The sequence below is a fragment of the Clostridium sp. SM-530-WT-3G genome, from assembly GCF_012843905.1.
Lineage (GTDB): Bacteria > Bacillota > Clostridia > Clostridiales > Clostridiaceae > Clostridium.
Map to the genome: position 1 here is coordinate 1 of NZ_JABAGC010000048.1, position 22,584 is coordinate 22,584.

The 22,584-nt window shown below is 29.7% G+C and carries 20 protein-coding genes, 1 pseudogene, 1 riboswitch and 1 other annotated feature; of the genes and pseudogenes, 3 read left to right on the forward strand and 18 right to left on the reverse strand.

The window, feature by feature from the left end; genetic code table 11:
* A partial coding sequence (locus HF850_RS15495; RefSeq protein WP_206151677.1) for a hypothetical protein occupies positions 1-335 on the forward strand: 335 nt, incomplete at its 5' end.
* 383 nt (positions 336-718) lie between these two features.
* On the opposite strand, the gene HF850_RS13645 is transcribed toward HF850_RS15495, so the two are convergent.
* The 13 genes from HF850_RS13645 to HF850_RS13705 form a co-directional block, all read right to left on the reverse strand.
* Positions 719-1,744, reverse strand: a complete 1,026-nt coding sequence (locus tag HF850_RS13645; RefSeq protein ID WP_169105987.1) for an alpha/beta hydrolase — start codon at positions 1,742-1,744, stop codon at positions 719-721.
* A 100-nt stretch (positions 1,745-1,844) separates the two neighbouring features.
* Positions 1,845-2,387 carry a folate family ECF transporter S component gene (locus HF850_RS13650; protein ID WP_169105988.1) on the reverse strand — a complete coding sequence of 181 codons (543 nt, stop codon included), beginning with the start codon at positions 2,385-2,387 and terminating at the stop codon, positions 1,845-1,847.
* A gap of 138 nt (positions 2,388-2,525) precedes the next feature.
* Positions 2,526-2,629, reverse strand: a riboswitch (THF riboswitch).
* A gap of 52 nt (positions 2,630-2,681) precedes the next feature.
* Positions 2,682-3,365, reverse strand: a complete 684-nt coding sequence (locus tag HF850_RS13655; RefSeq protein WP_169105989.1) for an HD domain-containing protein — start codon at positions 3,363-3,365, stop codon at positions 2,682-2,684.
* A 110-nt stretch (positions 3,366-3,475) separates the two neighbouring features.
* Positions 3,476-4,357, reverse strand: coding sequence for a DUF368 domain-containing protein (locus tag HF850_RS13660; RefSeq protein WP_169105990.1), 882 nt, complete (start codon positions 4,355-4,357; stop codon positions 3,476-3,478).
* A gap of 117 nt (positions 4,358-4,474) precedes the next feature.
* Positions 4,475-4,633, reverse strand: coding sequence for a hypothetical protein (locus HF850_RS13665; RefSeq protein ID WP_169105991.1), 159 nt, complete (start codon positions 4,631-4,633; stop codon positions 4,475-4,477).
* Positions 4,634-4,809: 176 nt separating this feature from the next.
* Complete coding sequence (gene deoD, locus HF850_RS13670; RefSeq protein ID WP_169105992.1) at positions 4,810-5,517, reverse strand: purine-nucleoside phosphorylase; 708 nt, start codon at positions 5,515-5,517, stop codon at positions 4,810-4,812.
* A 217-nt stretch (positions 5,518-5,734) separates the two neighbouring features.
* Positions 5,735-6,688: an ABC transporter permease gene (locus tag HF850_RS13675; protein ID WP_169105993.1), complete on the reverse strand. Its 954-nt coding sequence runs from the start codon at positions 6,686-6,688 to the stop codon at positions 5,735-5,737.
* Position 6,689: 1 nt separating this feature from the next.
* Entirely contained in the window at positions 6,690-7,811 is a 1,122-nt protein-coding gene (locus tag HF850_RS13680; protein WP_169105994.1) for an ABC transporter permease, read from the reverse strand.
* Positions 7,804-9,333: an ABC transporter ATP-binding protein gene (locus HF850_RS13685; protein ID WP_169105995.1), complete on the reverse strand. Its 1,530-nt coding sequence runs from the start codon at positions 9,331-9,333 to the stop codon at positions 7,804-7,806. The genes HF850_RS13680 and HF850_RS13685 overlap by 8 nt, the downstream gene beginning before the upstream one ends.
* Before the next feature lie 243 nt (positions 9,334-9,576).
* Positions 9,577-10,674 (reverse strand): BMP family protein, encoded by a 1,098-nt coding sequence (locus tag HF850_RS13690; protein ID WP_169105996.1) that lies wholly within the window; start codon positions 10,672-10,674, stop codon positions 9,577-9,579.
* 91 nt (positions 10,675-10,765) lie between these two features.
* Positions 10,766-11,791 (reverse strand): LacI family DNA-binding transcriptional regulator, encoded by a 1,026-nt coding sequence (locus HF850_RS13695; protein ID WP_169105997.1) that lies wholly within the window; start codon positions 11,789-11,791, stop codon positions 10,766-10,768.
* Between the two features lie 437 nt (positions 11,792-12,228).
* On the reverse strand, positions 12,229-13,407 hold the full coding sequence (locus tag HF850_RS13700) for an aminotransferase class I/II-fold pyridoxal phosphate-dependent enzyme (protein WP_169105998.1): 1,179 nt from the start codon (positions 13,405-13,407) through the stop codon (positions 12,229-12,231).
* Complete coding sequence (locus HF850_RS13705; RefSeq protein WP_169105999.1) at positions 13,404-13,883, reverse strand: Lrp/AsnC family transcriptional regulator; 480 nt, start codon at positions 13,881-13,883, stop codon at positions 13,404-13,406. Before HF850_RS13705 ends, HF850_RS13700 begins: the two co-directional genes overlap by 4 nt.
* Positions 13,884-13,970: 87 nt before the next feature.
* Positions 13,971-14,226 (reverse strand) — a binding site (T-box leader).
* A gap of 609 nt (positions 14,227-14,835) precedes the next feature.
* On the opposite strand from HF850_RS13705, the gene HF850_RS13710 reads away from it, so the two are divergent.
* Together HF850_RS13710 and gadC are read left to right on the forward strand one after the other, a co-directional pair.
* On the forward strand, positions 14,836-16,230 hold the full coding sequence (locus tag HF850_RS13710) for a glutamate decarboxylase (protein ID WP_169106000.1): 1,395 nt from the start codon (positions 14,836-14,838) through the stop codon (positions 16,228-16,230).
* 111 nt (positions 16,231-16,341) lie between these two features.
* A complete protein-coding gene (gene gadC / locus HF850_RS13715; protein ID WP_169106001.1) occupies positions 16,342-17,790 on the forward strand; it encodes a glutamate:gamma-aminobutyrate antiporter in 1,449 nt (482 codons plus the stop codon).
* An 88-nt stretch (positions 17,791-17,878) separates the two neighbouring features.
* Here gadC and HF850_RS13720 read toward each other — a convergent pair whose 3' ends face one another.
* The 5 genes and pseudogenes from HF850_RS13720 to HF850_RS13740 form a co-directional block, all read right to left on the reverse strand.
* Positions 17,879-18,031, reverse strand: a complete 153-nt coding sequence (locus HF850_RS13720; protein ID WP_169106002.1) for a zinc-ribbon domain-containing protein — start codon at positions 18,029-18,031, stop codon at positions 17,879-17,881.
* Positions 18,032-18,172: 141 nt separating this feature from the next.
* Positions 18,173-20,449 (reverse strand): ATP-dependent Clp protease ATP-binding subunit ClpA, encoded by a 2,277-nt coding sequence (gene clpA / locus HF850_RS13725; RefSeq protein WP_169106003.1) that lies wholly within the window; start codon positions 20,447-20,449, stop codon positions 18,173-18,175.
* Positions 20,450-20,451: 2 nt separating this feature from the next.
* Positions 20,452-20,757, reverse strand: coding sequence for an ATP-dependent Clp protease adaptor ClpS (locus HF850_RS13730; protein WP_279285848.1), 306 nt, complete (start codon positions 20,755-20,757; stop codon positions 20,452-20,454).
* A 193-nt stretch (positions 20,758-20,950) separates the two neighbouring features.
* On the reverse strand, positions 20,951-21,064 hold the full coding sequence (locus tag HF850_RS13735) for a MetS family NSS transporter small subunit (RefSeq protein ID WP_169106005.1): 114 nt from the start codon (positions 21,062-21,064) through the stop codon (positions 20,951-20,953).
* Between the two features lie 33 nt (positions 21,065-21,097).
* Positions 21,098-22,537, reverse strand: a pseudogene (locus HF850_RS13740) (sodium-dependent transporter); the annotation flags it as partial.
* Between the last annotated feature and the right edge of the window lie 47 nt (positions 22,538-22,584).

Sequence of the window (22,584 nt, forward strand, 5' to 3'; positions counted from 1 at the left end):
ATTCAAAATGCCCATGTAATCATCCTAAATACAATAATGGTCATAAAAATAGAGGATGCGTAAAGTATAAATCCATCGGCACTGATTATAGAGCTAGTGTGGATGAAACTTCAGATTATTTCAAGTTCTTTTACTCAATGAGAACTGAGTCTGAACGTTATAATTCAAGATTTAAAAATTTAAATCTTGAGACCCCTTCTGTAAGAAACATGAGATCCATCGAAAATCAAAATACCTTGGGTCATATATGTCTCTTAGCTGTTGCACTCGCCGCAATCCTTACAAATAAGGGCGATATGCTTCGTTCTTTGAGTAATCTTAAGCGTGCAAGCTAACTCTTTGATAATCTAATTTTTTACATTTACTATCCTCATAGGGATAGTCTGCCCTTTTTTAGGTCATATTATTAATAGCTATCCTAATTTTACTATTTTTAATTCTCTAATCTATATTCAATTTTTTAAAGATCAATTATGCTCATCTCTAGTATTGTTAATAAAAACTTAATTGTTTTAACACTAACAATTAAGTATACCTCTACTATTAATAATTTACAATTAATAAAAATTTATAATACCATATAAAAAAATAATATTATGTAAGTAAAAAGATATTGTTTATCACAAAACAATATCTTTTCAATACATAATATCAATTACCAGTTCTGAATCTCAGAATTCTATAATAAATATACTATTTCCACTAATAAATATTCATTTTAAATACTTGTATAAAAATCTAAAATCTTATCTATTACATGAAATGCTATATTATCTTCTTCATAAAAGCTCTCATGTTTTGAGCCTTTTACTATTAAAATTTCACAGTCTATAGCATTTTCAGCAAATTTTAAATGCCCTTCAGGCATTACATGAGTATCAAGTTCAGCTTGAAAAAGTATTACAGGCACTTTAACCTTCCCTGCATTCTCCTTTAGTAGCATTTTTTCATCAGCTTTCATAGCCTCATAGTACCATTTTGCAGATGATCCTCCTGTTTGAAATGCTTCGTTTTCTTTTTTCATTTTATTTTCATAGTCCCATCTATTCTTAGAGTGTGTAGTTCTACATGGAAATTTCCCATTACCTGTATAAGGCTTCTGTCCTGGCAGATACTCTTTTCCCATTCCTACAAAAACTAAAAACGTAGAAACAGCATCTGCTACTACTTGGGGATATTTGCCCGTATTTATCTTATGCATAGGTGAACTCAATACAGCTGCTTTAAAATATTCAGGATATTTTTCAAGAAATGCAGTTCCTATTCCCCCTCCCATAGAATGTGCAAACATAAACAACTTTTTATCACCAGCTTCAGGTAATACAATTTCATCTATAAAAGTCTTCAAATCTTCTATATAATTGTCAAAGTGTTCTACACTTATTTGATATTTATCTTTTCCCAACCTTGAAGACCTGGCATTTCCTCTATGCTCCATTATAAATACGGAATATGATTCATTTAAAAAATAATATATTAATTCAGTATACTTTTCACAAAACTCTCCAAACCCATGACTAATTACTATATTCCCCTTAGAATTATCAATTATATACTTTTCAAAATATAATTTAACATTATTTATACCATCTATATAACCAGATTTTCTATATGATGCCACATATGGTTCTACATTATTTTTCATACTTTCTTCATAATTTCTTTCTGATATATATTTTCTCTTTATTTCTGCATTTAAATCTAAATATGAAATACATCCACTCTTATCAATTTCATTATTCATAAAATCCACCTCTATAATGGTATTATTATTTCTATATAATTCTTATTCTATTTAAAAACACAAAAAAATAAAACCCCTTTAACGGAGTTTTATCTTTTTATTAACAATATTGATCTTTTACTTTATCAACTAATTTTAAAACAAAATACATCATTGCAACATTTATTGGTGCCATAGCAAAGTTCTTAACTACTCTCATAGGAAGTAAAACAAAAAATCCTTTTCCATATAATAATGATAACCAAAATGTATTAAGCAATAAATCTACTATAACTACAATTGCAATTTCTGCAACTATACATCTTGCAATAGTAACCTTTTTCTTATAAAATGCTATCCCATATATTATTCCACTCACCATTGCTGATATTGTGAAGCCTGGAAAAAATGCTCCTTTGGGATTCATTATATAATTTATTATATCTGATAATGCTCCACACATAGCCCCTGTTACAGGTCCAAATAACATGCTTAATGATGCAAATGGTAAAAACTCAAAGCTTAAATGTAATGCTTGATTTAATTGAATAGTAAATAAATCAAGTATTAACTTCATAGTAATCAAAAGACTGGCAATAGCTAAGTTCTTTACGCTTTTAAGTTCTTTTGATGAACATAAAACTAAATTATAAAAATTTCTCATTTTTCACTCTCTCCTTTTTATTTTTAATTAAAAATCAAAAATTTATTATTTCAGCTAAACTATTAGATTTATAATCCAACAGAAAAGTTGTTAACATTTATTAATTTGCTGAGATAAAAGAGAGCTACTCTTTTAAATAACAGCGGAATGCAGTAGATGTACCGCAAACTTTATAAAAGTTTTTCGTTTAAAAGGCAACTTCCCGTCCTTTTAACACTTAACGCACAAATACCTACTCTGTAATCAATTATTAATAATATCTAATTTTACATGACCTATTATATATATTTTTAACTAATTTGTATAGCTTATTTGTATTTTTTTAATATTTTTATCAAGATACTGCAACTTCTGAAGTATATTATACCCCAAAGCTGAATTATTTTTAATCTCATTATATTCATTTTCAGTAAGTCTTCCAGGCTTATCTAATATTTTAGAATCTATTTTAGTCTTACCGCAATCATGAAGCATTGCTGCATAAACTAATAGCTTAATTTCCTCTTCACTCATATTAAGCCATACACCTAATAATGTACACAAAGCAGCCACATTTACTCCATGCCTATATATAACATCACTACCACTTCCATGAAGAACAATATTTTTTATAACTAAATCTTGAGATTTAATTTTTTCTTTTATCCTTGTAGAAAAATCTTGTATATCACTTATAAAATCATCATCACTAGAAAATACCTTATCAAAAGTTTCTTTTAATTTATTAGAAATTGTAACAAATTCGTTCTCTATTTTATTAAACTCAATATCCTTTCTATTTTTAGAAATTTCTTCGCTTTCCTTTACATACACATCAATTGATCCTATAACATAAATTCTTTTTAGTTTTTCTATAGTAATTTCAGTAAGTTCCAGCCCTTGTTTCATAACTATTGTACCATTTTGTTCTATATCTTTGGCTAAGACCATTCCTGTTTTTAATTCTGAAATATTTACGTGTTTTACTATTCCCTTCATCTATTAAACACCCTTATGAAAAAATATTGTATTTATTCATTTTTTTACATGATAATATAAAAAAATAATATATGTATACTTAATTGTATACATATATTATTCTATATTTTTTATTTTTTGTCAAAAAATCCTTTTAAAGCTTGTAATCCTAAAATTAATGCTCCTCCAATAATGAAAAATACTATACTAAAAGTATGTATACTCATAGGAGGCTGAGGTACTTTTAATGAAGCTGGTCCCATTACAACTGCATATAAAGAACCAATCATAAGTCCTAATATTGTATATATAGTTTGAGATCTAAAATTAGTTAATACAAACTTAACTCCTCTTATTGTAACAAATATACCTACAAGTACCCCTAATCCAAATATAATTAATATTGGAAGATAAGTAAAGTTAAGTGTTAACACTTCTTTTATTGCTCCTACTATTGGTAAGTATAGTCCAAATATAAGCAATAAAGTAGAACCTGATATTCCTGGAAGAACCATTGCTGATATTGCAATCATTCCTGCTACAAATACATAAGCTCCAAGACCTATAGTTAAAGTATTTATTGAAACATCTACTCCACCTTTTGTAGCTGGATTAAAATATGTAATACCTACAACTACAGCTATACCGATTAATGCAAATATAATATTTTTGTATTTTCCATAAATAGAATCTTTTTCTTCAACTACTATTATAGGAATTGCAAAAATTATAAATCCAATAAACAATGAACTTATTCTATAAATCTGACTTTCAAAGATAGATCCTATGAATAACATAGATAATATCATTCCAACAATCCAGCCAATTCCTATTTTTATTAAGAATTTTAAGCCTTCAATTTTTTCTTCTTTTTTTCCTGCTACAACTGCATCTAAGGATCCTATGAATTTATCGTAAAATCCAAGAACAAACGCAACAGTTCCTCCAGAAACTCCTGGTACACTATCAGCTAGTGCCATACAAAAGCCTCTGATAAAATTAATAATGTACATCGAATAAATTCTCCTTTTTCTATTTTCATTTTTTTCTAACAATATTTATAATAATTGAAGAAAGGATGAAATTCTACCCTAATTTCATCCTTTTTAGAAAAATTTAATAATTTTAAGCTATAATATAGTTCCTGCTTTTTTATTTCCAGTTTTAGCCTTGCCTTGAATTTCTTGCGGAATGTCTCTTACATCATTTTTCTTATAATGTTGTTTAGTATTACTTTCTGTTCCATGTGGTTCACTTGGATCTGGTCTTCTCATTCCTGCTTTTGCCATAATTATTCACATCCTTCAAAATATCTTCATTTTAGTTTTTGAATTTATAATAATATTATTCATCCTAAAATAATGTTTTTAAGGGATATTAATAAAGCCAAGAATAAACTTCACTCTTTTCGCAGGATATTGCGAAAATTATAAATTTTATTATTAAAACCTTAATTTAAGTCAAATTACATTCCTACTATTGTATCTAAAGCAACTTCCATCATATTAGTAAATGTTGTTTGTCTTTCTTCTGCTGTTGTAACTTCACCAGTTACAAAATGATCACTTACAGTCATTATTGCTAAAGCATTTACATGATATTTAGCTGCTACAGTATAAAGACCTGCTGCTTCCATTTCTACTCCTAAGCATCCATATGCAGCCCATTTCTTCCAATCTTCATTGTCATCACCATAGAATACATCTGAACTATATATTGGTCCAACCTTTGGATCTAAGCCTTTTTCTATTGCAACATCATATGCTTTCTTTAATAATCCAAAGTTAGCAGTTGGCGCATAAGTTCTTCCTTGGAATCTTGTTAAGTTTAAGTTAGAATCAGTTGAAGCTGACATGGCTATAATTAAATCTCTTACTTTAACATCCTCATGATATCCACCACAAGTACCTACTCTTATAAGATTCTTAACACCATAATCTTTTATAAGTTCAGTTGCATATATAGACATTGATGGTATTCCCATTCCTGTACCTTGAACTGAAATTCTCTTTCCTTTATAAATACCTGTAAATCCATACATTCCTCTAACTTCATTGTAACATACTACATCTTCTAAGAAAGTATCTGCTATAAACTTAGCTCTTAGTGGATCTCCTGGTAATAATACGCTTTCTGCTATATCTCCTGGTTTTGCATTAATATGAATACTCATCTTTATACCTCCAAATTTTATTGTTAATAATACAGTAAACAGCTTGTACATATTTATCTAAAAATAAATACTTATTAGCTTATTCACTTTACTATTAAACTTAATCTTTATTTATTAAAATCAGCTATAAACCTGATTTTTTTATCTTCATAAAACAATTGTGTTTTAATCATAAAATCTAAAATATTGATTACTAATATAGTATTAAATAAACCTATTATCTCTTACCTGGGTCAAATGGTTCTCCAGCTGCTTTTGGAGCCTGAGAAGATTTTGAAAATATTATTAAAACAACTAATGTCGCTATATATGGGAACACCTTTAATATTACAAGTGGAACTGATCCAAGTGCAGGTATTACTTGTGATACATTTGCTATAGTTGTAGCTGTACCAAAGAACATTGTTGCTGCAAGTATTCCAAGTGGTTTCCATTGGCCAAATATTAATGCTGCTAATGCTAAGAAACCAATACCAGCTGCACTACCATTAAATTCACCTGAATATGTTACAAGTATTATTGCTCCACCAAGTGAAGATAAACCTCCTGATACTAAAACACCTATATATCTCATACGTTGAACATTGATACCTGCTGCATCTGCTGCTTGAGGATGTTCACCACATGCTCTAAGTCTTAAACCAAATCTAGTTTTATACATTAAGAATACTGTAAGTACTAATATTACTAGTACAAGCCATGTAGTAGCATAAGTCCCCTTAAAGAACAAATCTCCTATAACAGGTATATCACTAAGAACTGGAATGTCCTTTGGCTGAAATCCGCTTTTTATTCTTATACGTCCACTTCCTGCCATAGTTCTCGCTAAGAATACTGTAAGTGCTGCTGCTATCATATTAATTGCTGTACCACTTATTGTCTGGTCAGCATTTAAATTAATACTTGCAAATGCATGTAAAAGTGAAAATAACATTCCAACTATTACGGCTACTAAAAGACCAATCCATAATGGTAATGTACTATTTGGCATAGTTTCTTGTAATTTAGAAATTGTTATTGCTCCTGAAAAGGAACCTATAATCATAAAACCTTCAAGCCCTATATTTATAACACCGCTTCGTTCACAATATAATGCGCCAAGTGCAGTGATAAGTAAAGGAATTGTATATCCAATGGCATATGGAAAGATTTGTTGTATAGTTGCCCACATATTATTTTTCCTCCTTATCTGTATTTGCACAATCTTGCAATTTAGATTCATTAGAATAGTTAACAGTTTCTTCAGCTTTCTTTGCCTTCATTCTTTTAATTTTATTAACAATCATAGGAACTGCCGCACTTATAGCTGCGAAATAAATAATGATTGCAATAATTGAATCAGCTATTTCAGGAGGAATACTTGTATTAACATTCATGAACCCTTTACCTGAATATAGTAAACCAAAGAATATTGCTGAAACTAATATTCCAATAGGACTATTTGCACCTAAAAGTGATACTGCTATACCATCAAAACCTTGAGATGGCATTACACCAATCTGCATATTAGTTGAATTACCAACATATTGAACTACCCCAGCAAGACCTGATAAAGCTCCTGCAATCATCATAGCTAAAATTATGTTTTTATTAACAGACATACCAGCATATTCTGCTGCATCTCTATTAAATCCAACTGCTTTTAATTCATATCCTAAAACAGTTTTATTTAATATAAAACCAATAACAATTACAGCTATAATAGCTAAAATTATTCCTAAATTTATATATGAACCATTAAATGTATTTGTAAGCCATTCAGTTTTAAGAGATGCTATAGATAAAATATTCTTTGATTCTGTTTCACTAGCACCCTTAAAATAATATGGTACTGCATAATTAACTATCCAATATGCTACCCAGTTCATCATAATTGATGAAACTACTTCGTTAACATTAAATTTTGCTTTTAATGCACCTGGAACAAAGGCCCACATACCACCAGCAAGTGCTCCTCCTATTATCATTAAGCTTAATAATAGGAATCTAGGCATACTATCACTAAATGTTAATGCAATAGCTGTAGCAGTAAATCCACCAGCAAGCATTTGTCCTGGAGTACCTATATTGAATAATCCAGTTTTAAATGCAAATCCTACAGATAACCCTGTAAGTATTAAAGGTGCTGCTGTAGCCAGAGTATCTCCTATTCTCTGTATATTCATTAGTCCGCCTTTAAAAAGATATGTATATCCATCTACTGGACTATCTCCAATAAAAAGCATTAATATTGCTCCTGCAATAAGACCTAATGCAACTGCAAGCAATGAATTAATCGTATCCTTTTTAGTCATGCTTTGTTCCTCCTTTTTGAACTCCGGCCATCATTAATCCTATTTCATTTTCATTTGTATCTTCTGCATTTACTATACCTATTAGCTCTCCACCATTAACAATTGCAATTCTGTCTGATAAGTTAATAACTTCACTTAATTCTAATGATACAAGAAGTATAGCTTTATCTTTATCTCTCTCTGCAACTAATCTCTTATGTATATACTCTATTGAACCCACATCAAGGCCTCTAGTTGGCTGTACTGCAATTAATAAATCTGGATTTAGTCCTATTTCACGCCCTATAATAGCCTTTTGCTGATTACCACCAGACATTGTTCTTGCAATAGACATTCCTCCCTGACCTGATCTTACGTCATATTGCTCTATTATATTTTCTGCATAATCATGTATTGCTTCCTTATTTAATAATCCATACTTAGAGAATGGCTCTCTATTATATGTTTGTAAAACCATGTTATTTTCAAGAGTATAATCTAGAACTAATCCTCTTTTTTGACGATCTTCAGGAATATGTCCCATACCTGAATTTATTCTCTTACGGATTGAAATATTAGTTATATCTTTATCCTTAAAATAAATCTTTCCTGACTTTACATGTCTCATACCAGTAATAGCTTCTACAAGTTCAGTTTGCCCATTACCTTCTACCCCTGCTATTCCAAGAATTTCTCCTCTTTTAACTTCTAAAGAAAAATTCTTAAGTCCAAGAACTTTTTTATTATTCATCACACATAAATCTTCTACTTTAAGTACTGTTTCGCCTGGTTTTCTTGGCTCTTTATCAACCTTAAAGCTTACAGGTCTTCCAACCATCATTTCAGCCATTTTAGCTTCAGATGTTTCCTTTACATCAACTGTACCTATATATGTTCCACGTCTTATAACAGTACATCTATCAGCAACAGCTTTTATTTCCTTAAGTTTATGAGTTATAATTATGATAGATTTTCCTTCTTTAATTAGATTTTTCATTATCTTTATTAGCTCGTCTATCTCTTGCGGAGTAAGTACAGCTGTTGGTTCATCAAGTATTAACACTTCTGCATCTCTGTAAAGCATCTTTAGTATTTCCACTCTCTGTTGCATACCAACTGTTATATCTTCAATCTTTGCATATGGATCAACATTAAGACCATACTTTTCAGATAATTCTGCTACCTTTTTTGCTGCACTCTTTACATCAACAGTTAATCCTTTTTTAGGTTCACATCCTAAAATTATATTTTCAGTTACAGAAAAATTATGAACTAATTTGAAATGTTGATGCACCATTCCAATTCCTAAGTCATTTGCTATATTAGGATTTGAAATCTTCACTTCTTTTCCTCTTACTTTTATAATCCCTCTTTCTGGCTGATACATTCCAAAAAGAACAGACATTAAAGTTGACTTACCAGCACCATTTTCTCCAAGTAATGCATGAACTTCACCTTTTTTAAGTCTTAGAGTTATATTATCATTCGCTACTATCCCAGGAAATTCTTTACGGATATTTAGCATCTCAACTACATATTCCACAACAATGTCCTCCTTTTAATAAATTAACAATGTCTAATTGTCAATTGACAATAAACAATACATCCCTAGTCATATTAAAACTATTGCCCATTGTCAATTGTCAATTTAAATGATTTATATATTTTTCCAATATTTAATCCCAATTATGAAATTAACAATGATGGTTCCATCATCAGAATAAAATTACTATTCTGATGACTTAACCAAATCATTGTTAATAATTAATTGTTCTTTCCAAATATATTATTTGATTAATTTTCCATCATCATTGTTGTCTGCAACTGTAATTGATCCATCTTTAAGTTTTGCATAGACGTCATTTACAACTTTCATTGTATCGTCACTTAAGTTTGGATTAACTTCTGGAAGACCAACTGCGTCCTTAGTTATATCAAATACTAGCGATTCTCCACCTGGGAAGCTTCCATCCTTAACATCTTTAACCATGTTGTAACTAGCTGAATCAACCTTCTTTATAGCTGATGTAAGAATTACTGATTTTCCATCTGCATAAATACCATCATCAAATTGGTCTCTATCAACACCTACCATCCATACATCTTGACCTGCTGCTACTTTATTCTTAGCTGCTGTTATAACACCATTTCCTACTCCACCAGCAGCGCAGAATACAACTTTAACTCCTCTATCATACATTGCATTTGCAAGTTGAGTACCTGCTGCTACATCATCAAATGTTCCTTGATATACAACATTTTCGTCTTTTACAGTCATATTAGTTCCTAAGTTTTCATTAGCATATGCTATACCTTGTTGGAATCCCCAGTTGAATTTTTGAACTGCTGGAAGTTTCATTCCACCAATAAATCCTGCATCTCCTTCTTTTAATTGAACAGCTGTTGCAACACCTGCCATAAATCCAGCTTGATGTTCAGCGAAATTGATTGCTACTGTATTTTCTCCAATTTTAACATCTGGTTTTTCTGCACCATCATTTGGTGTACCATCTATAATAACAAATTTAGCATCTTGATATTTGTCTTGTGCTTCATAAATTGCTGTTTCAAATTTAAGACCAGGAGTTGCTATTAATCTATATCCTGCATCATATAGATTACCAATTTCCTTCATGTAATCTGCTTTTGTTTCTCCTGCTGGCTTTAAGTACTTAGGCTCTGCAATACCTAAATCTTCTTTAGCTTTTTGAAGTCCTTCCCATGTACCTTGGTTAAATGACTTATCATCTATAGTTCCTGAATCAGTAACCATACCAACCTTAAGCTTGTCCTTTCCAGCATCAGATGATGAACTTCCACATCCTGCAAAAAGCCCCATAGTTAAAACTGAAACTGCTACTAATGATAAAAATTTCTTTTTCATTATTATTCCTCCTAAAAGTATAGTATTTAGTAATATTTAAAAATCATTGAATATTAATTCAAGATTTAAACACAAATTTAATTTCTATATATTAATCAATCATTATTCTCTTTTCTGATCCTCTTACCTTTATTTGAGGTACAATGGTTACTCTTCTAACTTCATCATACGACTTGTTATTTATAATATCGCATAAAATTTTCATAGATTTTACACCTAATTCTTCAGGACATTCATCTATATATGTAAGATTTAATCCAAAGATATCAAGCAGTTCGTTTTTATCATACCCAATTAACGAAATATCCTTGGGAACTTTTAGATCTAACTCTTCTATTGCTTTAATAACACCCATTGTCATTCTATTTGTAAACACAATTAATGCAGTAGGCTTGTCCACATTTTTCATTATTTTCTTTGCTATATCATAGGATGTTTCCATAGTAAAATCACTATAATATACATACTTTTCATCAAATTTAATATTATTTAATTTTAATGATTTTTTATATCCTGTAAGCCTCTCACTCATTGGCTCAGAGCCTACAAATCCAAGCATAATTCCAATTTTCTTATGCCCTTCTTTTATAAGCAAATTAGTAGTTTCAAAAGCACCACTTATGTTATCAACAAAAACACCATTTAAATATATTCCTTTAATATCAGCTGCAACTAATATTATTGGACAGTTCAAACTTTCAATAGTTGTTTTATAAATTTCATTTACTTTTTCTGCTCCAAATCCTGGAGTCATTATAATTCCTTGTATTCTTTGCTCTTTTAAAATTTTTAATGCTTTTATTTCTTTTTCTAGACTATTATCTGTATTAAAAAAAATAATATTTAAATCATTTGCTTCAGCAATACGACTTATTCCTTGAATAATTTCACTAAAATACCCATTAGTTATATCTGGCACAATTACTCCAATCGTATTTGTTTCTCGTCTTGATAAACTTCTTGCTATTGCACTAGGCGTATAATTCATTTCCTTTATTGCTTCATTAATCTTCAAGCGTGTTTCTTCTTTTACATATCCAGAATCATTAAGTACTCTCGATACAGTTGATGGAGAAACATTCGCCTTTTTAGCAATATCCTTTATGGTAATCGACATAAAAGCACCTCAACTTTAAATATTCGATTAATCTCAAATATTTTTTCTTTAAAATTACAATTATGGTACCGCTACCATATCCATAATAATATATTGTCAATATATTGTCAATATTTTTAGTACCTTATTTAATTAAAAAACAGCAATTCAAATATATTATTTATGATATTGTATATCATATTTAGTTAAAACACTGTTATTAATACTATTTTTATACAAAAATATGTTTATTATTACTTTTTTATACTTTTTTATATTTTATTTTAAAATTACCATTAACTTTTTTAATTTAAACATTATTATAATATTCGCTCGTATGACTTTTTCCAACAAAAATTCATTTTTATTTATACTAGCATAATAAAAAATGCAGATATAACATAAATTACATCTGCATTCTTTCATCCGTATAATAACAAACATTTATAAAATTATAGCTATATATTTTTTGCCTGTAATGATTTTACAAACCTCTCGATTCTCTTTAATGCCTCAATTATATTTTCCATAGATGATGCATAACATGCTCTTATGAACCCTTCTCCGCATTCTCCAAAAGCATTTCCTGGTACAGTTAATACTTTTTCACTTATAAGAAGCTGTTCACAAAATTCTTCTGACGAAATTCCTGTTGATTTTATACATGGGAATACATAGAATGCTCCTAATGGTTCAAAACAATCTAATCCCATTTTTCTAAATCCATCAACTAGTACTCTTCTTCTTCTATTATACTCTTTAGCCATTTCTTCAATACTTAAATCACCATTTTTTAATGCTTCAATAGCTGCATATTGAGCAGTTGTAGGTGCACACATTATTGCATATTGATGGATTTTTTTCATCTGACTTATTAATGCAGAATGTCCACAAACATAACCTAATCTCCATCCAGTCATAGCATAAGCTTTTGAAAATCCATTTATAACCAAAGTTTTTTCCTTCATTTCTGGAAATGATGCAATAGAAACATGTTTTTCATGGTAACATAGTTCTGCATATATTTCATCAGATATTACTATTACATCTTTATTCTTTAGAACTTCAACTATTGCCTCAAGATCTTCTCTTTTCATAATTGCACCAGTTGGATTATTAGGGAATGGAATTATTACAACCTTAGTTTTTGGTGTAATTGCTTCTTCTAATTCCTGCGGTGTAAGCTTAAAGTTGTTTTCTGCCTTAAGATTTATCACTTTTGCAGTTGCCCCTGTAAATGCTGTACACCCTTTATATGCAACAAAGCTTGGTTCTGGAATTATAACTTCATCTCCTGGGCCAACTAAAGTTCTAAGAGCTACATCTATACCTTCACTTCCACCTACAGTTACTAATATCTCATCTAATGGATTATAACTCAAATCAAATCTTCTATATAAATACTTTGCTATTTCATTTCTTAATTCAACAAATCCAGCATTTGATGAATAATGTGTATGGCCTTTTTCTAATGAATAAATACCAGCTTCTGTTATATTCCATGGTGTAAGAAAATCAGGTTCTCCAACTCCAAGTGAAATAACATCCTCCATTTCATTTATCATATCAAAATATTTTCTTATTCCTGATGGAGGCATGCCTTTAACATTGTCCTTTATCATATTTTCTATCATCATATAAATATAGCCTCCCTATCGTCTACTTTCTTTTCTTTAAATATTGTTCCATGGTCCTTGTACTTCTTTAATACAAAATGAGTTGCTGTACTTAATACATACTCTTGAATTGCAAGCTTTTCTGAAACAAACATTGCTACTTCTTTCATAGTCTTTCCTTCAACTATTACTGTAAGGTCAAATCCCCCTGACATTAAATAACATGCTTTTACTTGAGAAAATTTATAAATTCTCTCAGCTACTTTATCAAAACCTTCACCTCTTTGTGGTGTAATTTTTACTTCAATTAATGCAGTAACAGTTTCACTACCTGTATTTTCCCAGTTAATAAGTGTTGTATAACCAGCTATTATGCTTTTTTCTTCATAATCTGTAATTGCCTCACGCACTTCTTCTACTGTTTTCCCTGTCATAACTGCTATTTGTTCATCAGTATACCTACTGTTTTTTTCTAAAATCTCAAGTATTTCTTCCATATATAAATACCTCCTCTTATAACTATTTAATTATTCAAAACTAAGTTAGCAATTAATTTTTGAATAAAAAAAACTCCACCATCCCACAAAAGGGACGAAGGAACTACTTCGCGGTACCACCCTAATAAACAATCAAAATTGTTCACTCAGTAAGAATATAAACTTATATTCTGTCCTCTATAACGTGAGGCATACGTCATAACCTAATTAAGATATATTTGTATCTTAGTTCTCAGTATGAAATTCAAAGGCTGCTTCTGTAAAATATGCTTACTGAATTGCACCTGACTTCAGCTCTCTAAAAAGCATAATAATACATACTCTTCCTTATCACTATTTTTAATAATATATTATTTTTTATGTTTTAGTATAATATCAAAATTTATGATTAATTTATTAAAATTATGCTACTAAAAATCTTTATTTATTATTATAAACCTAATTCTACAAATAATTCAATAGTATTTTTAAATTATATACGTTGTAATAAAGTTTCTACATCTTTAAACATAGTCTATCTATTATTTGAGTAATAATCACTATTTTTCCAGTTTTATAGTGTAAAAATGTTGTCTTTAAGAATTCAAGAGTAATATTTTCTTTTGATGCCCTTTCAAGAACCAAGTCTTTTGAATAGCTTGATATTACTCCTAAAAAAACATAAAAAAAAATAATAATTATATAGCTTTTTAATTATTGTTTTTTTATTTTTTATCTAATTTTTTATAAAATTATTTAATAAAATAGACTAGATTTTATATTTTAAAGCTAGAGAAAGTTTTTTTTGCAGAATTATGTGATAATCACAATTAACACTGTATTATTTAATATTTTCAGAAAAATTAGACTTTTATGATTTTTTTTTTTTTGCTCTTTTTTTATTATCATAAAGACAAGCCGGCGACATAAAGAGCTTTAAAGCAAATTTTAAAAATATTGGGAGGCTTTTAAAATGCTTTTTGGAAAAAATAATTTAGGTAACGAATTTGTAACCCCTATATTTGGGACTGTAGAAAGTAATGAATCAATCCCAAAATACAAATTATCAAAAAAATCTATTCCACCTCAAGTTGCATATAGATTAATCAAAGATGAATTACTTGATGAAGGTAATGCACGTCAAAACTTATGTACTTTTTGTCAAACTTATATGGATGATGAAGCCGTAAAATTAATGTCAGAAACTTTAGAAAAAAATGCTATTGATAAATCAGAATATCCTCAGACAACTGACTTAGAAAATAGATGTGTAAATATATTAGCTGATTTATGGAATGCTCCAAAAAATGAAAAATTCATGGGAACATCAACAGTTGGATCATCAGAAGCATGCATGCTTGGTGGTATGGCTATGAAATTTAGATGGAGAAATAGAGCTAAAGCTTTAGGTATGGATGTAACTTCAAAAAAACCAAACTTAGTAATTTCTTCAGCATACCAAGTTTGTTGGGAAAAATTCTGTGTTTACTGGGATATAGAAATGAGATTAGTGCCTTTAGATGAAGAACATTTAAGTATAAATGTGGATAAAGTTTTAGACTATGTTGATGAATATACAATTGGTGTAGTTGGAATATTAGGTATTACATATACAGGAAAATATGATAATATCAAAGCTTTAGATGAAAAATTAGAAGAATATAATAAGACAGCAAAAATATCAGTTCCAATTCATGTTGACGCTGCTTCAGGTGGTTTGTTCGCACCATTTATAGAGCCAGATTTAAAATGGGATTTTAGATTAAAAAATGTTGTATCAATAAGTGCTTCAGGACATAAATATGGTTTAGTTTATCCAGGTATAGGTTGGGTATTATGGAGAGATTCTGAATACTTACCAAAAGAATTAGTATTTGATGTAAGCTACTTAGGAGGAACAATACCAACAATGGCAATTAACTTCTCAAGATCAGCTAGCCAAATAATCGGACAATACTATAATTTCTTAAGATATGGATTTGAAGGATTCAGACAAATACATCAAAGAACCAAAGATGTTGCTATGTATTTAGCAGATTCACTTGAAAAAACAGGATTATTTGAAATCTATAACAATGGTGAAAACTTACCAATAGTTTGTTATAAGTTAAAAGAAGATGCTAATGTACAATGGACATTGTATGATTTAGCAGATAGATTATTAATGAAAGGATGGCAAGTACCTGCTTATCCATTACCTAAAAACTTACAAGATACAATAATTCAAAGAATTGTTTGTCGTGCAGATTTCAACCACAACTTAGCTGAATTATTCATAAGAGATTTAACTGCTGCTATAGAAGAGTTAAATAATGCAAGAGTTTTGAATAAAAAATCTAAAACTGGTGTACAAGGATTTACTCACTAATATAACAAACTAATATACTAAATATATTAATATATTACAGAAATTCTCTTTAGAGATGTAGAGAGTTTCTGTAATATACATAGAAAATTAATAACTAAGGAGGCGGTGTTTATGACAAATAATTCAGGCGTAGACACTAAGAAACTCACTTTATTTGGATTTTTTGCAATGACAGCATCAATGGTTATGACTGTATATGAATATCCCACATTTGCATCATCAGGATTTCATTTAGTATTCTTTTTAATCATTGGTGGTTTACTATGGTTCTTACCTGTCGCATTATGTGCAGCTGAAATGGCAACAGTTGATGGATGGGAAGAAGGAGGTATCTTTGCTTGGGTAGGTAATACTCTAGGTGAAAGATGGGGATTTGCTGCAATCTTTTTCCAATGGTTTCAAATAACAGTTGGCTTCGTTACTATGATTTATTTCATATTAGGAGCTTTATCTTATTTATTAAATTGGCCAGCATTAAACAGCAATCCATTAATTAAATTTATTGGTGTTATGATTATATTCTGGTTCTTAACCTTCTCACAATTTGGAGGAACAAGGAATACAGCAAAAATAGCTAAGGCAGGATTTGTTTTTGGAGTTTTATTACCAGCGGTTATATTATTTCTATTAGCTATTATATATGTAGTAAAAGGAAACCCAATACATGTTGCTATTAGTGCTAAAGCACTTATTCCGGACTTTTCTAAAGTTGATACTTTAGTTATCTTTGTATCATTTATATTAGCATATATGGGAGTTGAAGCATCAGCTTCTCACGTAAATAAACTACAAAATCCCAAAAGAAATTATCCATTAGCAATGTTTATTTTAGTTGCATTAGCAATTGTTCTTAACACAGTTGGTGGTTTAACTGTAGCATCTGTTGTTCCAGAAAATCAATTAAGTTTAAGTGCAGGTGTTGTTCAAACATTCCATCAATTAGTATTAATAAATTTTGGTTCTAGATATGATTGGATAACAAAAATAATAGCTTTATTATTAGCAGTTGGTGTTATGGCTGAAGTTAGTGCATGGGTTGTAGGACCTTCAGAAGGTATGTATGTAGCAGCAAAGAAAGGTATATTACCTAAAAAATTAGCTGAAACAAATAATCACAATGTACCAATTCCACTAGTATTAGTTCAAGGTGTAATAGTTACAATATGGGCTGCAGTATTGACATTTGGTGGTGGTGGAAACAATGTTTCATTCTTAACTGCTGTATCATTAACAGTTGTTATCTACTTAGTTGGATATTTATTATTTTTCTTAGCATACTTTAACTTGCTATTTAAACATAAAGATTTAAAACGTGCTTATAATGTACCAGGTGGTCAAGTATTCAAATTTATAGTAGCATTATTGGGTATTTTAACTTCAATAGGTGCTTTAATAATTTCATTCTTCCCACCATCACAATTAACTGGCAACAGTGTTTCAGAGTATTTACTAATATTATCAATAAGTTTTATAGTGACTATATTAATTCCAATTATTATTTACTCATTACGTCATAGCTGGAATAGTAGTAAATCTACTTCAAATACTAATTCACATTAATTATAGGTTTCAATTTTAAATTTTTTATACTTTCCTATACCTTAAAAAGAGAAGCATTAAGCTTCTCTTTTATAAAATAAATATCTATCTATTTATTGTACTGTTGTTTTTTGGCTCTTCTACAGCTTTGGCATCTTACAGGATCATTTTCAAATCCTTTTTCTTTATAAAATTCTTGTTCTCCAACTGTAAAAATAAATTCTTCTCCGCAATCTTTACATGTTATCTTTTTATCTTCCATTGTAATGCTCTATTGCCAGGGAATTAAAACTCCCGCAACAGTTCACCTCCTCTATAAAATAAAAGCCTTCACTTTAACATCTATAGTATTTGAAAAATATTAACATATTATTCATATAAATCAATAGCAAAAAATAATTAATTATTGTGGAATAATATTTAGTTTAAATTCATCATTTTCTAATTCAATAGTACACTTTCCACCTTGAGAAAGCCCCCCAAATAGAATTTCATCAACAAATAGAGGCTTAATTTTTGAGCTTATAACTCTAGAAATTTCTCTTGCGCCAAATTCCTCTGACGTTCCTTTTTCAGCCACATAAGCAACACATTCATCATTAAATGAAACATACACATTTTTTTCTTCAAGTTTCTTCTTAAAGTCATTAAGTTGTTTATTTGCAACTTGTTTAGCCATTTCTGGATTCATACTGTTGAATACAACAACTTTATCTAGTCTATTTCTAAATTCAGGCGTGAAGAACTTCTTCACTTCTTCCATAATAGCTTCCCCCTGAATCTTTCTATCACCAAAACCAATAAGTCTCTTACCTATATTTTTAGCTCCAGCATTTGAAGTCATTATTATTATTACATTCTTGAAATCTGCTTTTCTTCCCTTATTATCAGTTAAAGTAGCATAATCCATTACCTGCAATAGAACTGCCATTATATCTTCATGAGCTTTTTCAACTTCATCAAGAAGAAGTACACAATGAGGTGTTTTTCTTATTGCATCAGTTAAAAGTCCACCCTCTTCATAACCTACATATCCTGGAGGTGATCCTATAAGCTTAGCTGCTGAATGTTTCTCTGCATATTCACTCATATCAAATCTAATAAGTTCAATTCCAAGCTTCTTAGCTAAAGTTCTTGCAATTTCTGTCTTACCAACACCTGTAGGTCCTACAAAAAGCATTGATGCAACAGGTTTATTATCATCATTAAGACCTGCTCTTGACATCTTAATACATCTTACTACTTCTTCAATAGCCTTATCTTGATGGAATATATTTTCTTTAAGCTCCTGCTCAATATATTTAAGAGCATTCACTTCATTAGTTTCAACTGTTTGAGCAGGTATATTGCATACTTTTGAAACTATTTCTTCTATAGTTTTCTCATCTACAACTACTTTATCTGTATTTTCAGAATTCTTTATTCTAGCATAAGCTCCTGCTTCATCTATAATATCAATAGCCTTATCAGGAAGATATTTATCATTAATATATTTGTCACTTAATACTACTGCTTCCTTTAAAGCTGCATCAGTAAAGCTTACATTATGATATTCCTCATAGCTGTTTTTCAATCCTTTAAGTATTTCAACTGCTTCGTCTATAGATGGCTCCTTAACATCTATTGTCTGAAACCTTCTTACAAGTGCCTTATCTTTTTCAAAGAATTTCTTATATTCTTCATATGTTGTAGCCCCTATAAATTTAATTGACCCATCTGTAAGATATGGTTTTAATAAATTTGATGCATCTAAAGCTCCACCATTTAAAGCTCCAGCTCCTACGATGTTGTGAATTTCATCAATATATACGATTGGCTTATCTTTTTTGCTTATTAAATCTAAAATCTTTTTAATTCTTTCTTCAAAGTCACCTCTATATTTAGTTCCTGCAATTACAGAACCAATATCTAAAGAATATAAAGAACTTCCCTTTAATTTTTCAGGTACTTTCCCATCATTAATAAGCTTTGCAAGTCCTAAAGTAATTGCAGTTTTACCTACACCAGATTCACCTACATGAACAGGATTATTTTTTGTTCTTCTACATAATATTTGAATACTTCTATCTAGTATATCCTGTCTTCCTATAAGCGGATCACTATTCTCTTGTACCTTTTGTATTAAATCAACAGCAAATTTATTTAAGAATGTATCTTCTTTTCTCTTTTTAACTTTTTCAGTTTCTTCCTTTTCATCTTCAACACTTGTATCATCAATAATTTCTTCAAGCTTTTCTTCTTTTTCTATCTGTTCATCATCATTTTCACTGATATGACACAAGTAATAAAGAAGATCCCTTCTTTCTACACCCTCCTGTAGAAGATAATAAAGAGCATAACTATCTTCTAAAGTATAAATTGCTGCAAGAATATGATCCACATCAATTACATCTTTCCCACTATATCTAACTTGTTCGTCTGCAGTTAATATTACTCTTTGAAATGAAATACTTTCCTGTGGCTCTCCCGTAGTTGTTCCAACATAAGTTTTTATATATGTTGCTAAATTATATCTTAAATTTTCAATGTTTCCTCCACATTCATCTATTGCAGCTTTTACATTTTCATCAAAAGTAGCAGCATATAACAAATGCTCTGGTGTTATGTATTCGCTATGCCTGTCCTTAGCCTCTTTATAAGCTCTTACTATAATATCATTAACATCATTAGTTATTTTCATGTTTAAACCTCCTCTGCAGCAAGCTTAAATGGATACCCTTCCTGTCTTGCCATATTCATTGCAGTTGTAATTTTAGTTATAGCAATGTCATAACTATATATTCCTGCAACTCCTTTACCCCTTTCATGTACATCAAGCATTATTTTCTCTGCCTCAAGTACACTTTTATTAAATATATTAACTAATACTTTTATAACAAATTCCATTGTTGTATAATCGTCATTAAACATTACAACTTTATAGCTTTTAGGCTTTTTTATTTTTATATTATCCTTTTGTTTTGTAATAACTTGGCCTTCTACGCTCAATTAAAACGCCTCCTCTTATTAAATAACTATTTTATCATATTATATCATTTCACAACAATAAAAATGCACAATATAGGCCACCGTATCTAATATAATTAAACTTTCATGTAATTTTTATAAAAATCAACATGTATTCAATCATATTTGTTAGCCTTATATTGTGCATCCTGCTATTTATTATATAAAAATTCTATTATACATTTCCTTCTTTTTTCTCATTGTATAATGTAATTCCTAATGTTAAAAGTAAACCTCCCCATAAAACTGTAGCACCTACTCCAAAAAATGTTAAAGCTATTCCTGTCATATTATTCATCCCCTTTCATATTTAAAAATATCTTTATACTTCCCCTTCAGCTACACTTAAACCAGAATTTTCTTCGTATGATGAATTCATACTTTTATTTTTCCAAGGTCTACTTGTTATTATAAGTGAAACAATAATACCTCCAGCTACAACTGACCATCCATATGCAAATAATGCATTCATTTCATATCCTCCATAAGGCGATTTTATTTCTGTAATAAAACTTTGTACTGACATATAAATTAATAATGCTGGTGTTAAATACTTTATAGTTAAATCCCACCATGTTCCTATATTAAAATAAGAAATTTCATTTACATGTTCACGTATTGTATTAGTTTTAATTATCCATCCAACTAAAATAACTTCAAGCATTCCAACTACAACTATACCGTAGTTATTAATAAAGTTATCTATAATATCTAATAAATAAAGACCTGCTCCTGTTGCAAATACTGAACTTAAGATAAAACCTATAAATGCAATTTTATTTACGACTTTCTTTCTACTCCATCCAAACTTATCTATAAATGGTGCTGATACAGCTTCTATTAAAGATACTGAAGATGTCATTCCAGCAAAAAGTAAACATAAAAAGAATAGTAATCCTAAGAATGTACCTATGCTTCCCATTTGAGTAAATACTGCTGGGAAAACTACAAATGCTAGCCCAACTCCACTTGATACAACCTCTGACATTGGTAAGTTTTGAGCATTTGCCATATATCCTAATATTCCAAATACAGCAATTGCAGATAAGAATTCAAATCCACAGTTTGCAAATGCAGTCATAAATGCGCTGTTATTTATATCAGTTTTCTCTGGAAGATAACTTGAATAAGTCATCATTATTCCCATTGCTAAACTTAGTGAAAAGAATACTTGTCCATAAGCTGCAACCCATACTTTTGGAGTCATTACTACAGACCAATCTGGTGTAAATAATGTGTTTAATCCAATTGAAGCACCTTCTAATGTAACTGACCTTATTGCAATTATAATCATTATTAAAATAAGTGTTGGTAATAATAATTTATTTGCTTTTTCTATACCACCTTTAATACCCTTATAACAAATAAACCAGTTAACTGTCCAAACAAATGCCATTCCTAATAATATTGGCCAAACCATTCCACCAATTTCAAATGGTGATGATGAAAGTTTTAAAAATGATTCATGGAAAAATCCATTAGAATCAGCTCCCCAACCTTTATTAAAACTCATCTTTAAATAATTTGCTGCCCAGCTTAATATTACTGAATAATAACAAAGAATTATAAATGCACTTATTGTTGGCCACCATCCAAGCCATTCCCACTTTTTATTTGCTTTTGCAATTGCAAGTGGTGTAGAACCTTTAAATTTATGTCCCATTCCATATTCTAAAATAAGAAGTGGAATACCTGCTGTAAATATAGCAAAGAAATATGGTATTAAAAACGCTCCGTTACTGAAAACTTATAAAAATCTATAAAAAATTATAAAATCTTATGTTTCATTCCTTTTTCAATGTATCTGCT

What these genes read in the sequence shown, in the direction of transcription:
- HF850_RS13645 (WP_169105987.1), bottom strand. Translation starts at nt 1,744, where the DNA reads ATGAATAATGAAATTGATAAGAGTGGATGTATTTCATATTTAGATTTA.
- HF850_RS13650 (WP_169105988.1), bottom strand. Translation starts at nt 2,387, where the DNA reads ATGAGAAATTTTTATAATTTAGTTTTATGTTCATCAAAAGAACTTAAA.
- HF850_RS13655 (WP_169105989.1), bottom strand. Translation starts at nt 3,365, where the DNA reads ATGAAGGGAATAGTAAAACACGTAAATATTTCAGAATTAAAAACAGGA.
- HF850_RS13660 (WP_169105990.1), bottom strand. Translation starts at nt 4,357, where the DNA reads ATGTACATTATTAATTTTATCAGAGGCTTTTGTATGGCACTAGCTGAT.
- HF850_RS13665 (WP_169105991.1), bottom strand. Translation starts at nt 4,633, where the DNA reads ATGGCAAAAGCAGGAATGAGAAGACCAGATCCAAGTGAACCACATGGA.
- deoD (WP_169105992.1), bottom strand. Translation starts at nt 5,517, where the DNA reads ATGAGTATTCATATTAATGCAAAACCAGGAGATATAGCAGAAAGCGTA.
- HF850_RS13675 (WP_169105993.1), bottom strand. Translation starts at nt 6,688, where the DNA reads ATGTGGGCAACTATACAACAAATCTTTCCATATGCCATTGGATATACA.
- HF850_RS13680 (WP_169105994.1), bottom strand. Translation starts at nt 7,811, where the DNA reads ATGACTAAAAAGGATACGATTAATTCATTGCTTGCAGTTGCATTAGGT.
- HF850_RS13690 (WP_169105996.1), bottom strand. Translation starts at nt 10,674, where the DNA reads ATGAAAAAGAAATTTTTATCATTAGTAGCAGTTTCAGTTTTAACTATG.
- HF850_RS13695 (WP_169105997.1), bottom strand. Translation starts at nt 11,791, where the DNA reads ATGTCGATTACCATAAAGGATATTGCTAAAAAGGCGAATGTTTCTCCA.
- HF850_RS13700 (WP_169105998.1), bottom strand. Translation starts at nt 13,407, where the DNA reads ATGATGATAGAAAATATGATAAAGGACAATGTTAAAGGCATGCCTCCA.
- HF850_RS13705 (WP_169105999.1), bottom strand. Translation starts at nt 13,883, where the DNA reads ATGGAAGAAATACTTGAGATTTTAGAAAAAAACAGTAGGTATACTGAT.
- HF850_RS13710 (WP_169106000.1), top strand. Translation starts at nt 14,836, where the DNA reads ATGCTTTTTGGAAAAAATAATTTAGGTAACGAATTTGTAACCCCTATA.
- gadC (WP_169106001.1), top strand. Translation starts at nt 16,342, where the DNA reads ATGACAAATAATTCAGGCGTAGACACTAAGAAACTCACTTTATTTGGA.
- HF850_RS13720 (WP_169106002.1), bottom strand. Translation starts at nt 18,031, where the DNA reads ATGGAAGATAAAAAGATAACATGTAAAGATTGCGGAGAAGAATTTATT.
- clpA (WP_169106003.1), bottom strand. Translation starts at nt 20,449, where the DNA reads ATGAAAATAACTAATGATGTTAATGATATTATAGTAAGAGCTTATAAA.
- HF850_RS13735 (WP_169106005.1), bottom strand. Translation starts at nt 21,064, where the DNA reads ATGACAGGAATAGCTTTAACATTTTTTGGAGTAGGTGCTACAGTTTTA.